Source organism: Micromonospora sp. NPDC004540 (assembly GCF_040610095.1).
GTDB lineage: Bacteria > Actinomycetota > Actinomycetes > Mycobacteriales > Micromonosporaceae > Micromonospora.
In genome coordinates this window covers 1-13,355 of sequence record NZ_JBEXLR010000073.1, presented here as the reverse complement: position 1 = coordinate 13,355, position 13,355 = coordinate 1, and the positions used below count along the sequence as shown (strand labels likewise).

The 13,355-nt window shown below is 75.1% G+C and carries 11 protein-coding genes; 8 read left to right on the top strand and 3 right to left on the bottom strand.

The annotated features are described in order from the left end of the window. Positions 1 to 4 precede the first annotated feature (4 nt). Positions 5 to 1,516 (bottom strand): dGTP triphosphohydrolase, encoded by a 1,512-nt coding sequence (gene dgt / locus ABZV78_RS22205; protein ID WP_355641332.1) that lies wholly within the window; start codon positions 1,514 to 1,516, stop codon positions 5 to 7. 100 nt (positions 1,517 to 1,616) lie between these two features. Here dgt and ABZV78_RS22200 point away from each other — a divergent pair, with 100 nt between their 5' ends. Next, a complete protein-coding gene (locus tag ABZV78_RS22200) occupies positions 1,617 to 4,109 on the top strand; it encodes a Tex family protein (RefSeq protein ID WP_355641330.1) in 2,493 nt (830 codons plus the stop codon). Between the two features lie 91 nt (positions 4,110 to 4,200). Then, positions 4,201 to 4,635, top strand: a complete 435-nt coding sequence (locus ABZV78_RS22195; protein ID WP_355641329.1) for a hypothetical protein — start codon at positions 4,201 to 4,203, stop codon at positions 4,633 to 4,635. Here the strand turns inward: ABZV78_RS22195 and ABZV78_RS22190 are convergent. Continuing rightward, entirely contained in the window at positions 4,598 to 5,608 is a 1,011-nt protein-coding gene (locus tag ABZV78_RS22190) for a DUF389 domain-containing protein (RefSeq protein WP_355641328.1), read from the bottom strand. The two genes, ABZV78_RS22195 and ABZV78_RS22190, sit on opposite strands and share 38 nt — an antisense overlap. Positions 5,609 to 5,839: 231 nt before the next feature. Here ABZV78_RS22190 and ABZV78_RS22185 point away from each other — a divergent pair, with 231 nt between their 5' ends. The 6 genes from ABZV78_RS22185 to ABZV78_RS22160 all read left to right on the top strand — a co-directional run bounded on the left by ABZV78_RS22185 (position 5,840) and on the right by ABZV78_RS22160 (position 13,135). Continuing rightward, positions 5,840 to 6,481 (top strand): sugar transferase, encoded by a 642-nt coding sequence (locus ABZV78_RS22185; RefSeq protein ID WP_355641326.1) that lies wholly within the window; start codon positions 5,840 to 5,842, stop codon positions 6,479 to 6,481. A 76-nt stretch (positions 6,482 to 6,557) separates the two neighbouring features. Beyond that, entirely contained in the window at positions 6,558 to 7,706 is a 1,149-nt protein-coding gene (locus ABZV78_RS22180; protein WP_355641324.1) for an aminotransferase class I/II-fold pyridoxal phosphate-dependent enzyme, read from the top strand. Beyond that, positions 7,703 to 8,341, top strand: coding sequence for a NeuD/PglB/VioB family sugar acetyltransferase (locus tag ABZV78_RS22175; RefSeq protein WP_355641322.1), 639 nt, complete (start codon positions 7,703 to 7,705; stop codon positions 8,339 to 8,341). Before ABZV78_RS22180 ends, ABZV78_RS22175 begins: the two co-directional genes overlap by 4 nt. Next, positions 8,338 to 11,031, top strand: coding sequence for an O-antigen ligase family protein (locus ABZV78_RS22170; protein WP_355641320.1), 2,694 nt, complete (start codon positions 8,338 to 8,340; stop codon positions 11,029 to 11,031). The genes ABZV78_RS22175 and ABZV78_RS22170 overlap by 4 nt, the downstream gene beginning before the upstream one ends. Beyond that, entirely contained in the window at positions 11,028 to 12,224 is a 1,197-nt protein-coding gene (locus tag ABZV78_RS22165; RefSeq protein ID WP_355641318.1) for a glycosyltransferase, read from the top strand. The genes ABZV78_RS22170 and ABZV78_RS22165 overlap by 4 nt, the downstream gene beginning before the upstream one ends. After that, on the top strand, positions 12,221 to 13,135 hold the full coding sequence (locus tag ABZV78_RS22160) for a D-glucuronyl C5-epimerase family protein (RefSeq protein ID WP_355641316.1): 915 nt from the start codon (positions 12,221 to 12,223) through the stop codon (positions 13,133 to 13,135). Before ABZV78_RS22165 ends, ABZV78_RS22160 begins: the two co-directional genes overlap by 4 nt. 19 nt (positions 13,136 to 13,154) lie before the next feature. Here ABZV78_RS22160 and ABZV78_RS22155 read toward each other — a convergent pair. Continuing rightward, positions 13,155 to 13,355, bottom strand: a 201-nt coding sequence (locus tag ABZV78_RS22155; RefSeq protein WP_355641314.1) for a hypothetical protein, incomplete at its 5' end; no start/stop codon positions are given.

The window sequence follows — 13,355 nt, the reverse complement described above, 5'->3', positions numbered from 1 at the left end:
CGACTCAGAGCACGAAGGCGTCCGTCCAGAGGGCGCCGGAGCGGCCGGAGAGCGCGTCCAGCATGGCCATCGCCTGCCCGTCGGTGAGCTGCGCGACGAAGTCGACGATCGCCCGCCCCCGGGCCCGGCCGATCCGGTCCGGGGTGCGCGGGTGCAGCTCCGCCTCGGCCAGCTCCACCAGGTCGTGCAGCCGGCGGGGCAGCCGGGACTCCTCCTCCGGGTCGAGCAGCCACTCCCAGAGCGCCTCCACCAGGGTGCCGAGCAGCCGCGCCTGGCCGCGCTGGTGCAGGGCCAGGTCCGGGCGGGCCAGCACGAACCGGTGGTGCACGAACTTGAGCACCTGCACCTCGTGCCACTGCGGCTTGGCCAGCAGCACGTACCCCGAGCGGACGCCCGGGTCCGGGGTCACCGTGATGGCCTCCACGAAGCGGGTGGACCAGCGGGCGGAGAACCGGGCCACGTACTGCTCGGCCTCGATCGAGCCGTCGAAGGGCAGCGCCAACAGCCCCTCCACCAACTCCTCGCGGACGTGCTCGACCGCGGCCGCGAACGCGTCGTCGTCGGCAATCCAGGCGTCCTTGCGGTGCAACTGGCGGCGCAGCCGCTCGATGGCCGCGCCCGGCCGCCGGCCCGCCGTGGCCAGCGCCGAGGAGGTGATCGCCCGGAAGTGCCCGCACTCGCGCTGCCAGGCCATCAGCTCGGCGGCCACCGCGCCCTGCTGGAGCACCCCGACCCGGTAGAAGTCCTCCACGTCGTGGATGGCGTACGCGATGTCGTCGGCGGTGTCCATGATCGACGCCTCCGGGGTCTGCTGCCAGTCCGGGATCCGGCCGGCGAACGGCTCCCGGGCCTGCCGCAGGTCGTCCATCTCCGTCCGGTAGGCGCCGAACTTCGCCGAGCCGCTCTCCGGGTCGTCCGGCGGGCCGGCCGCGCCGCGCGGGGCCGGGTCCAGGCGCCGCGGGTGCGGGTCCGGGTGGTCCAGCCGGGTCCACGGATACTTCAGCATCGCCGCCCGGACCGCCGCGGTCAGGTCCAGGCCGGTGGTCGCCGCGCCGCGGATCTCGGTGCTGGTGACGATCCGGTACGACTGGGCGTTGCCCTCGAAACCGTCGGCCAGCCCGAGCCGCTGCCGGGCCAGCCGGTCCAGCACCCGCTCCCCCAGGTGCCCGAACGGCGGGTGGCCGAGGTCGTGGCCGAGCGCGGCGGCCTCCACCACGTCCGGGTCGCAGCCGCCCAGCTTCTCCAGCAGGTCGCGGTGCGCCGGGTCGGCGGTCAGCCGCTCGGCGACCGCCCGGGCCACCTGGGCCACCTTGAGGCTGTGGGTGAGCCGGTTGTGCACGAGCAGCCCCGACCCGCCCGGGCTGATCACCTGGGTCACCCCGTTCAGCCGGGCGAAGAACGGCGACCCGACGATCCGGTCCCGGTCGGCCCGGAACGGGCTGGCCGCCAGGTCGCCGAGCGCCCGGGCGCTGCCGCCGAAGAGCCGCCGGGCCCGCGGATCCGCAGGTTGTTCCATGATCGCCACGCTAGCGCAGCGGACGGCGGGTGCGGCACGGCCGGTCGGAGGCGGCCGGCACAATGCAGGGCGGAACCCACCGGAGAAGGCGGATCAGATCGTGACCCAGTCTGTGCACCAGCGGATCGCCGAGGAGCTCGGCGTCGCCGAACGGCAGGTGCGGGCGGCCGTGGAGCTGCTCGACGGCGGCGCCACCGTGCCGTTCATCGCCCGCTACCGCAAGGAGGCCACCGGCCTGCTCGACGACGCGCAACTGCGCACCCTGGAGGAGCGGCTGCGCTACCTGCGCGAGCTGGACGAGCGGCGCGCCGCGGTGCTGGAGTCCATCCGCGGCCAGGGCAAGCTCGACGAGGCCCTGGAAGCGCAGATCATGGCGGCCGACTCGAAGTCCCGCCTGGAGGACATCTACCTGCCCTACAAGCCCAAGCGGCGCACCCGGGCCCAGATCGCCCGCGAGGCCGGGCTGGAGCCGCTCGCGGACACGCTGCTGGCCGACCCGGCGCGCGACCCCCGCGAGACGGCCGCCGGCTTCGTCGACGCCGACAAGGGGGTGGCCGACGCCGCCGCCGCGCTCGACGGCGCCCGGGCCATCCTCATCGAGCGCTTCGCCGAGGACGCCGACCTCATCGGCACGCTGCGCGAGCAGATGTGGTCGCGGGGCCGGCTGGTCTCCCGGGTACGCGACGGCCAGGAGGCCGCCGGCGCCAAGTTCGCCGACTACTTCGACTTCGCCGAGCCGTACACCCGGCTCCCCTCGCACCGGATCCTGGCCATGTTCCGGGGCGAGAAGGAGGGCGTGCTCGACCTGACCATGGACCCGGAGGCCGAGGGCGACTCCGACGCCGTGGTCACCGGCCCCACCCGCTACGAGGCCGCCATCGCCGGCCGGTTCGGCGTGAGCGACCACGGGCGGCCCGCCGACAAGTGGCTGGCCGACACGGTGCGCTGGGCCTGGCGTACCCGGATCCTCATCCACCTCGGCGCCGACCTGCGGCTGCGGCTCTGGCAGGCGGCCGAGGAGGAGGCCGTCCGGGTCTTCGCCACCAACCTGCGCGACCTGCTGCTGGCCGCGCCGGCCGGCGCCCGCCCCACCATGGGCCTCGACCCGGGCCTGCGCACCGGCGTGAAGGTGGCCGTGGTCGACGCCACCGGCAAGGTGGTCGCCACCGACACGATCTACCCGCACGAGCCGCGCCGGCAGTGGGACGCCTCGGTGCACACGCTGGCGACCCTGGCCGCGGCGCACGGGGTCGAGCTGGTCGCCATCGGCAACGGCACCGCCAGCCGGGAGACCGACAAGCTCGCCGGCGACCTGATCAAGCGGCACCCGGAGCTGAAGCTGACCAAGGTGGTGGTCTCCGAGGCCGGCGCGTCGGTCTACTCCGCCTCCGCGTACGCCTCCCAGGAGCTGCCCGGGCTCGACGTCTCGCTGCGCGGCGCGGTCTCCATCGCCCGCCGCCTCCAGGACCCCCTCGCCGAGCTGGTGAAGATCGACCCGCGCTCGATCGGCGTCGGCCAGTACCAGCATGACCTGTCCGAGGCGAAGCTCTCCCGCTCCCTCGACGCGGTGGTCGAGGACTGCGTCAACGGGGTCGGTGTCGACGTCAACACCGCCTCGGCCCCGCTGCTCACCCGGGTCTCCGGCATCGGCGCCGGGCTGGCCGAGAACATCGTGCTGCACCGCGACGCCAACGGCCCGTTCCGCACCCGGGCCGAGCTGAAGAAGGTGCCCCGGCTCGGGCCGAAGGCGTTCGAGCAGTGCGCGGGCTTCCTGCGCATCCCCGACGGCGACGACCCGCTCGACTCCTCCAGCGTGCACCCCGAGGCGTACCCGGTGGTGCGGCGGATCCTCGCCCACACCGGGCAGGACCTGCGCGCGCTGATCGGGAGGTCGGCCATCCTGCGCGGGCTGCGGGCGGCCGAGTTCGTCGACGACACCTTCGGCCTGCCCACCGTCACCGACATCCTCGCCGAGCTGGAGAAGCCCGGCCGCGACCCGCGCCCGGAGTTCCGGACGGCCACCTTCGTGGAGGGGGTCGAGAAGATCAGCGACCTGACGCCCGGGATGGTGCTGGAGGGCGTGGTCACCAACGTGGCCGCGTTCGGCGCGTTCGTCGACGTCGGCGTGCACCAGGACGGCCTGGTCCACGTCTCCGCCATGTCGCACACCTTCGTCAAGGACCCGCGCGACGTGGTGAAGTCCGGCGACGTGGTCCGGGTCCGGGTGCTCGACGTCGACGTGCCCCGCAAGCGCATCTCGCTGACCCTCCGGCTGGAGGACGAGGCGCCCACCGGCGGCGGGCGCCCGCAGGGCGGCGACGGACGCCGCGACCGCGGCGGCCAGGGCGGCGCTGGTCAGGGCGGCGCTGGTCAGGGCGGCCAGCGCGGCGGCCGGGGCGACGGTCGGGGCGGTCAGAGCGGCGGCGGTCAGCGCGGCGGTGGTTCGCGCGGTGGCCAGGGCGGCGGTGGTCAGCGCGGGGACCGGGACGGTTCGCGCGGCGGGCCGCAGCAGCGGCAGGGGCGTGGCGGCGGGGCACCGGCGCCGGCCAACAGCGCCATGGCGGACGCGCTGCGCCGCGCCGGCCTGGCCTGAGGTATCGGGGCGCTGTCGAGCTGAGGTCACGAACGACTCAGCTCGACAGCGTGGACGGGCGGGACCGGGCCGGGCGCGTACCCTCGCGGGCGTGGGTGGGGACGACGGCCTGGAGTGGCGGGAGCGGCAGCGCCGGGCGGTGCGGGCGCACGCGGCGGCCGATGCCCGGCAGCGCGCCGCCGAGCAGGCGGAGGCCGCGGAGCTGGTGGCCCGGTTCGCCGCCGAGGCGCTGCGGCGCGGGCTGCGCACCGACCGGCTGACGGCGGCCGGCTACGACGGACGCGGCCGCTACCGCACCCGGATCACCGGCTGGTACGTGGACCGGGCGCACACCCGGGCGGTCGACACGGACGGCCGCTTCTACCTGCTCACCGTGCCGCCGAGCCTGCGGTCGCGACTGTTCGGGGCCGACCCGGAGCCCGCGCCGCCGCCGCTGGTGGTGGGGCGGGGCGGCCGGGACGGCGAGTCGGTGCCGCTGGCGACGCTGCTCAGCGCGCGTCTCGAGGCGGGCGACGACTGGCGCTGACCCGCGCGGGCCGGCGTTCGGCCCGCTGCCGCGGCAGGCCCCGGGCGGAGCGCCGTTCCACCCGTCGCCACCAGCAGAGCTGCACGAACAGGGTGGCCAGGCCGGCCAGCACGATGGCGGCCAGGTTGATCACGAGCTGGAGCGCGGAGCCGGCCGCCTCCGGCCAGACCCCGTAGGACGCCGCCACCGCCACGTTCGCCGCCGCCGGCACGGTGGTCACCGAGATCAGCACGCCGACCAGGGAGCCGGACTTCTTCGCGGTCAGCGAGAGCATGCCAGCGACCCCGGCGAGCACGCCGACCACCCAGGAGAGCGCGTCCGGGCGCCAGATGAAGTCGGTCAACGGCCGGTCGGCCAGCAGCATGTCCCGGCTGACCAGCCCGGCGGCGGTGAGCGCCCAGGTGCTCAGCACGGTGACCAGCATGGCGGCGAGGAAGCCGACCACCAGCGCCTGCAGCGAGCGGCCGACGATGTGCGGCTGCCGGCGCAGCAGCGCCACGCAGAGCGCGGCGAGCGGGCCGAACTCCGGGCCGACCACCATGGCGCCGACGATCAGGATGGGCTGGTCGAGCAGCACGCCGATGCCGGCGATCATGGTGGCCAGCGTGATCAGCGCCAGGAAGGTGCCGGTGAGCACCGTCTGCTCGCCGGTCTTCGCGGCGATCTCGTCCCAGACCACGGCGTCCTCGCCGTGCCCGGGGGCGTCCTCCGCTGCCTTGTCGGCGGCCGCGGACAGGGTCAGCTCCACGTCGTCCGCAGCGATCGCCCCGTGCGCCTCGACGCCCAACTCCTGGAGCTTGCGCAGCACGCCGTCGGCGCTCTCCCGCACCACGTCGCAGGTGAGGTAGTCACCGGCCGGCTGGCGGGCGGCCCCGGCCAGCACCACCAGGTGGGTGACGCCGGGATCGGCCGCGAGCAGGTCGGCGACCGCCGAGGACCGGTCGGTGGGCGCGATCACCCGCAGATGCAACACAGCGCGTCCTCTCCCGAATGAGCGACCCGCACTCTACTGCCGCTCCGCACGCTCCACCCGTGTCCCTCGCTGGGGGAACGCGTTGGATCCAGGGAGGTATCGGCCTGAAAACGTGGAACAGGCCGCCGATCCCCTATTTGGGGTGTAATAACCTCTTTATACCCAGATGTCTTGTTTGCGAGGTTCGACGTGCTGCTTCCGGAGAGAACGGTCCCCCCGTCGCCGCACCCCGTGGAACAGCTTCGGCGGGACCGCCTCAAGCGCGCCGTCGATGTGGCCGTCGCGACGCTGCTGCTGATCCTGACCGCTCCGCTGATGGCTGTCCTCGCCCTGCTGGTGCTGGTGGCGCACGGCCGCCCGGTGCTGTTCCGGCAGTGCCGTGCCGGGCTCGCGGGCCGGCCGTTCCAGTTGCTCAAGTTCCGCACCATGCGGGCGCCCGACCCGGCCCGGGGGCTGCTCTCGGACGCCGACCGGCTGACCCGGCTGGGCCGCTGGCTGCGGGCCACCAGCCTCGACGAGTTTCCGTCGCTGCTGAACGTCGTGCACGGCGAGATGAGTCTGGTGGGCCCCCGGCCGCTGCTCGACACCTACCTGTCCCGTTACACCGAACGGCAGGCGCGGCGGCACGAGGTGCGCCCGGGCATCACCGGACTGGCCCAGGTACGCGGCCGCAACGCCCTGGGCTGGGAGGAGAAGTTCGAGTACGACGTCTGGTACGTCGACCACCGCTGCCTGCGGCTGGACCTGTCCATCCTGGTCGCCACGGCCCGGACGGTGCTGCTCCGCGAGGGGATCAGCGCGGAGGGTGTCGCCACCGCGCCGGAGTTCGTCGGCGCCGGCGCACTGACCGGTGCGGACGGCGCGCGCCGGTGACCGTCACCCGCCCTGCCGACCGGGGCCACTCCGTTCGGCGCCCTCGTCCATCGCACGCCGAACCGGAAGGAAACCGATGACGCGGACCATCCATCTCTCCCCGCCCGACGTGGGGCCCCTCGAGGAGTCGTACCTGATCGCCGCGCTGCGTTCGGGCTGGGTCGCGCCGGTCGGGCCGGACCTGGCGGCCTTCGAGCGCGAGATGGCGGCCCGGGTCGGCACCGCCGGCGCGGTGGCGGTGAGTTCCGGCACGGCGGCGCTGCACCTCGCCCTGCTCGGCGTCGGGGTGGGTGCGGGCGACGTGGTGGTGGTGCCCACGCTCACCTTCGTCGCCACCGCCAACGCGGTGCGCTACACCGGCGCGCGGCCCGTGTTCGTCGACTGCGACCCGCGCACCGGCAACCTGGACGTGGCCCTCACCGCCGAACTGCTCCGCGACCGGGTGCGCCGGGGTGAACGCGTCCGGGCCGTCGTGCCGGTCGACATGTTCGGCAGCTGTGTCGACTACACCGCCCTGCTGCCGATCTGCGCCGAGTTCGGGGTCGCGGTGGTGGAGGACGCCGCGGAGGCGCTCGGCGCCCGGCACCACGGGCGCCCCGCGGGCTCCTTCGGCCGGGTGGCCGCGCTCTCCTTCAACGGCAACAAGATCATGACCACCTCGGGCGGGGGCATGCTCGTCTCCGACGACCGGGCCCTGCTCGACCGCGCCCGCCACCTGGCCACCCAGGCCCGGGAACCGGTGCCGCACTACGAGCACCGCGAGACCGGATACAACTACCGGCTCAGCAACCTGCTGGCCGCGCTGGGCCGGGCCCAGTTGCTCCGGCTCGACGGGATGATCGGTCGCCGCCGTGACCTGCGGGACAGGTACGCCAAGCTCTTCGCGGCGGTGCCCGGAGTGCGGGTCCTCGGCGAGGAGGACGACGAGTCCAACTGCTGGCTGACCAGCATCGTGGTCGACCCGGGCCAGGCGGGCTGGCGTGGCGCCGACCTCGCCGGCCACCTCGCCGGGCACGGCATCGAGACCCGTCCGGTCTGGAAGCCGATGCACCTGCAACCGGTCTTCGGCGCCGCGCAGGGGCTGTTCACCGGCGCCGCCGAGCGGCTGTTCCGCGACGGCCTCACCCTGCCCAGCGGGTCCGCCATGGACACCCGCCAGGTCGCGGAGGTGCTCACCGTGATCGGTGCGTTCCTCGCCGAGCGGACGGGAGCGTCCCCCGCGTGACCACCGACCTGGTGATCGTCGGGTGCGGCGGTCACGGCCGAGAGGTGCTGGGCATCGTCCGGGCGGTCAACGGCGACGCGCCGCGCTGGCGACCGGCCGGCTTCGTGGACGACCGGCCCGCGGAGGAGAACCTCAAACGCGTCCAGCGGCTCGACGTGCCGTACCTGGGCGGGCTCGACCGGCTCCGGGACCTGCCGCCGGACACCCACGTGGTGATCGGCATCGGGGACCCCCGGGTGCGCCGCGCGGTGGGTGAACGCCTGGACGGGTACGGCCTGCCGGTCGCGACCCTGGTCCACCCGGCGGCGACGGTCGGCCCGGACGTCGCGTACGGGGAGGGTTTCGTCGCCTTCGCCGGCGCCCGCGTCACCACCAACGTGACGATCGGCCGGCACGTGCACCTGAACCAGAACGCCACCGTCGGCCACGACAGCACGCTGGCCGACTACGTGTCGGTCAACCCGCTCGCCGCCGTCTCCGGCGACTGTCACCTCGGCGAGGCGGTCCTGGTGGGCACCACCGCCGCGATCCTCCAGGGCCTGACCGTGGGGGCCGCCGCCACCGTCGGCGCCGGCGCCTGCGTGGTCCGGGACGTCCCGGCCGGCCTGGTGGTGAAGGGGGTGCCGGCCCGGTGAGCATCCCCATCGACCTCGACCGGCCGCGCCACCTGGCACCGCGCATCGCTCCGCCGTCGGGCGGGGCTACCGCGCCCGGCACGCCGATCGCGCCGACCAGCGGCGTCGGCGTGGGCGCGCTCGCCGTCGCCGCCGCCGGCACCGCCGGCTCCCGCGTCGCGTCCCTGCTGATCAGCCTCGCGGCGGGGATCCTCTCCGCGCGTTCGCTCGGCCCCCACGACCGGGGCCTGCTGGCGGTGTCCATCGCTGCCGGCGCCGTCTTCAGCACGGTGGGCGCGGTCGGCCTGGACACCGCCAACCTTCGGCTGGCCGGCCGGTCGTCCGGGCATCACCGGCACGCGTTCCGGGCGAGCATCCGCTACGCCCTCCTCGCCGGCACGGCGCTCGCCGGGGCGTGGGCCGCCGCCGGGCTGCTGCTCGGGCCGGGCGTACGCCTGGGTCTGGAACCGGCCACCTTCGCCCTGGCCCTGGCCCTGTGCCCCGTGGTGCTGCTCAGCGCACTGCTCGGCTCGGTCGAGATCGGCCGGGGCCGCTCCGCCGGCTACAACCTCGTCGTGGTGGCGGCCCTCGCCGTCTACCTGGCCGGGCTGGGCGGTCTCGTGGTGGCGGGCCGGGTCTCGGCGCTCACCGCCCTCGCGGCGTACGGGGTGGGGCAGGTCGCCGGGCTGGTGGCGCTGATCTGGCGCAGCCGGCCGGAGAGCGGCGACCGCCGCGTCGGTGACGTGATGGAATACCGCTCCTCCGCGCGGCGGGCCTACCTGCCCAACCTGGCCCAGTTCGGCATGATCCGCCTCCAGGTGCCGGTGATCCAGCTCCTGGTGGGCGCCAGCGCCGTCGGCGTCTACTCGGTGGCGCTCTCGCTCGCCGAGGTGCTTCTGATCATCCCGATCGCGGTCAGCCTGGTGCTGATCCCGCCGGTGGCGAACGGCCAGGCCGACTGGCGCTCGGTGGTGCGCCTCGGCGGCCGTACCCTGCTGGTCACCAGCGTGGGGGCCGCGGCGTTGGCGCTCGCCGCGCCGTACGTCGTGCCGCTGCTCTACGGCCACGAGTTCGACGGCGCCGTCGCGACCGTCTGGGCGCTGCTGCCCGGCGTGGCGGTCTTCGCGCTGGCCCGGGTCGGGCAGAGCTACCTGACCGCGACCGACCGGCCGGCCGCCACGGTGGTGGCGGCGGTCGCCGCGACGGCGGTCGGGCTGGCCGCCATGGCGGTCCTCGTGCCCCGGCTCGACGCCGTCGGCGCCGGCCTGGCCGGCAGCGCCGGCTACCTGGTCTACGCGGCCGTGATCGCCCCGGCGTTCCTCCGCGCCGACCCACGACGGGTCGCCCGCCGGCGGGCGGCGCCCCCGCGTCGGTGGCGCGGCGGCGGGAGCCTTCCGGCGCTGGTGGGCGGGCTCGGCGTGGTGGCCGCCGTCGGGGCCGGCCTGCTGGCCACGCGGCTGGCCGAGGTGCCGATGGCACTGCCCACGATGGTCGCCGCCCTGCTGCTGGTCGGCGTCGTCGCCGCCGTCCCCGCGACGGCGCTCTGGGGGCTGGCCCTGGCCGCTCCGGCGGCCCAGCTGCCCGAGCCGTACGCGGTCAGCCCGGTGGTGCTGCTGGTGCTGAGCGGGGCCGCCGCCACCGGCGCGCTGCTGCGGCAGCGGGTCACCTGGCGGGACCGGCACTGCTCCCTGCTCGTGGTCGCCCTGCTGGCCGTGCTGCTGCTCGGCGCGACCGTGATCGGCCCCGGGGAGGGTCTGCTCGCCTCGGCCACCCAGGTCTCGATCCTGGCCGTGCCGCTGGTCTGCCTGCCCCTGGCGGTCCGGGACGGGCCCTCCGCCTGGTCGCTGCTGCTCGGATTCGCGTTCGCCGCGACCGTGGTCGGCGCGGTCCAGACCGTCACCACCATGCGGGACGGGGCGGCGGCGCTGCTGTCGGGCACGTCGGGCGAGGCGAACCACAACGTCTGGGGTCCGATGCTCGTGGTCGCCCTCGCCGTGCTGCTCGCCAGATGGGGTCGCCCGGCACCGGTGTCGTTGCGGCTCGCGATCCTGGTGGCGCTGCCGATCCTGCTGCTCGGGGTGGGCTACTCCTACAGCCGCTCGTCGTACCTCGGCGCGGCGGCGGTGGTGATTTGCTTCGCCCTGCGGCGACTGGCCCGGGTGGGGCTGTGGCTGGTGGTGACCCTGGGCGTGACCGTCGCGGCGGCGCTGCCCGGCACCGGCCTGGTGCCGGAGACCATCAGCACGCGGATCAACGAGACCACCGCCACCGGCGCCCTCGACGTCTCGTCCGGCCTGCGCCTGGACATGTGGGCGGCGGCGCTGCGGATGACGGGGGACTTCCCCGCCTTCGGCGTCGGCTACCTCAACTTCAACGAGCGGCTGCCGGAGTACTTCATCCAGCACGTCACCGGCGGTTCGTACCAGGCCGGTCCCCGGCTCGGCCTGCTGGCCCATCCGCACAACCTCTACCTCACGGTGCTGGCCGAGACCGGCCTGATCGGCACGGCGCTGCTCGTCGCGCTGCTCGTGCTGATCTACCGGTCGGTCTGGCGCGGCTACCGCGCGCGGACGGGGTGGGTGCCGGAGGCGGCCCTGCTCGGCGGCATCGGGCTGGCGGTCTGCTCGCTGACCGGTGAGCCGCTGCTCACGCTGCCGGTCCTCATCCCGTTCGTCCTGCTGCTCAGCACCGCGACCCGAAGGCCGACATGACCTCGTCCACCCTGCCGGAGCCCTCCGGTCCCCTGCGGATCCTCCAGGTCACCAGCACCCCGAACGGCGGGAGCTGGTTCCACGACCAGGTCGTCGGCCTGGCCCGGCGCGGTCACCAGGTCCGGGCCGTGCTGCCGGCCGAGGGGGCGCTCTCCGCGCGGTTGCGCACGGCCGACGTGCCGGTGGAGATCGTGCCGCTCAACGGTTGGCGTCCCCGGCAGTTGCCCCGGGTGGCCGCCGCCGAGCTGCGCCTGATCCGGCTGATCCGCGAGTTCCGCCCGCACGTCGTGCACGCCCACCTGCTCAAGGCGAACATCGCCTGCCGGGTGGCGAGCCTGGTCGGCGCCCGGGGCCTGCACGTCAACCAGGTCACCGGGATCAACCACCTGCGCAGCCCGATCCTGCGCCGGATCGACCTCGCCACGCTCTCCCGCGCCGACGTCCTGATCGGCTCGTGCACCGCGTTCGCCGACCGGTACCGCCGGTTCGGCGCCCGGTCGGTGGCCGTCAGCCACTACGGCTGCGACGTGCGGCGCCTGGACCCCACGGCGTCCGGCCGGCCGTTCCGCGCCGAGTTCGGCCTCGGTGACGAGGTGCCGACGGTCGGCATGGTGGCCCACATGTACCCGACCCGCCTGCGCGCCTTCCGCGACATCGGCGTCAAGGGTCACGAGGTGCTGATCGACGCGGTGCCGCGGGTGCTGGCCCGGGTGCCCGGGGCGCACGTCTTCGTCATCGGCGACGAGTTCGTCGGCAGCGGCGACTACCGCCGCGAGCTGGAGGCCCGGGTGGCCCGGCTCGGCGTGGCCGACCGGGTGCACTTCACCGGCCACCGCACGGACGTGCAGAACGTCCTCGCCGCGATGGACGTGCTCGTCAATCCCTCCATGGAGGAGTCGGCGTGCTACGCGATGATCGAGGCGTTGCTCATGGAGAAGGGCGCGGTCGCCAGCGACGTCGGTGGCCTGCCGGACACCGTGCAGCACGGTGAGACCGGCCTGCTCGTCCCGCCGGGCGACCCGGTCGCGCTGGCCGAGGCCCTCGTGGCGCTGCTCGCCGATCCGGAGCGCCGCCGGGAGATGGGGCGGCTCGGCCGGCAGCGGTGCCTGCGCCGGTTCGACATCGACCGCACCGTGGCCGACGTGGAGTCCGTGTACCGCACGGCCCTCGCCGGGGCCGGGGGCTCGTGGTGACCGCGCTCCGGTCGCTGCTCGCGAGCGGCGTACGCGACCTGCGGGTCCGGGACTACCCGGTGGCCGCCGGCGCGCGCCGGGACGGGCGTGGGCCGTACCCCGTGGTCTGGACGGACCTGCCGGGCGGCACCGCGCTGGACGCCGACGGCGTCGTCACCGCCACCGGCCCCGACGGCCGGCCCTACCCCAACCCCGTGTCGATGTGCCTGTACGCGCTCGGCGAGCACAGCCGGGCGCTCGCCGAGGACCGGCCGGACCGCGACCGCTTCGGACCGTTCCTCACCCAGGCGTCGTGGCTGCGGGCGCACCAGGACGGCGAGGGCGGTTGGCGGTATCCCGTGCCGGTGCCCCGGTACGGGGTGGCCCCCGGCTGGTACTCCGGGATGGCGCAGGGCATGGCGGCGTCCACCCTGCTGCGCGCGCACGACCTCACCGGCGAGCGGTCCTACCTGGACGGCGCCGACGGCGCCGTCGGGCTGCTGCTGCGGCCGGTCGACCGGGGCGGCTGCGCCGACTACGACGAGCGGGGCCGGCCCTTCCTCGAGGAGTGTCCGGCCACGCCACCGAGCCGGGTGCTCAACGGGGCGCTCTTCGCCCTCTTCGGGCTCATCGAGCACCAGCACCGCACCGGCGGGAGCGCCCACCTGGCCGCGCAGGACCGGCTGGCCGCGGAGCTGGCCGACTTCGACCTCGGCTACTGGTCCCGGTACGACCTGCGCTGGTCCTGGCCCGCGTCGGTGAACTACCACGCGCTGCACGTCTCGCTGCTCGCCGCCACCGCGGGTCTGACCGGGATGCCCGTGTTCGACGACGTCGCCGACCGCTGGCGGTCCCGGCTGCGGGACCCGGCGAGCCGGCTGCGCGCCCGGGTGGTCAAGGCGACCAAGGTCTGGCGGCACCGCCGTGGCTGACCGGGGCGCGGGGGAAGGCTCACGGGTGCTCCTGCTGGGCCCGGCGCAGTCCCTGCACACCCGCCGGTGGGCCGCCGCGCTCGCCGGCCGGGGGCACCGGGTGGTGCTGGCCGGCTGGGCGCCGGTGCATCTGTCGTCCCCACGGGGTGTCGAAGGTGGTCGGGGTCAGGGACGGCGGGCCGGGGGCACACAGCACAGCGCCGGGCAGGTGTCCCAGGTG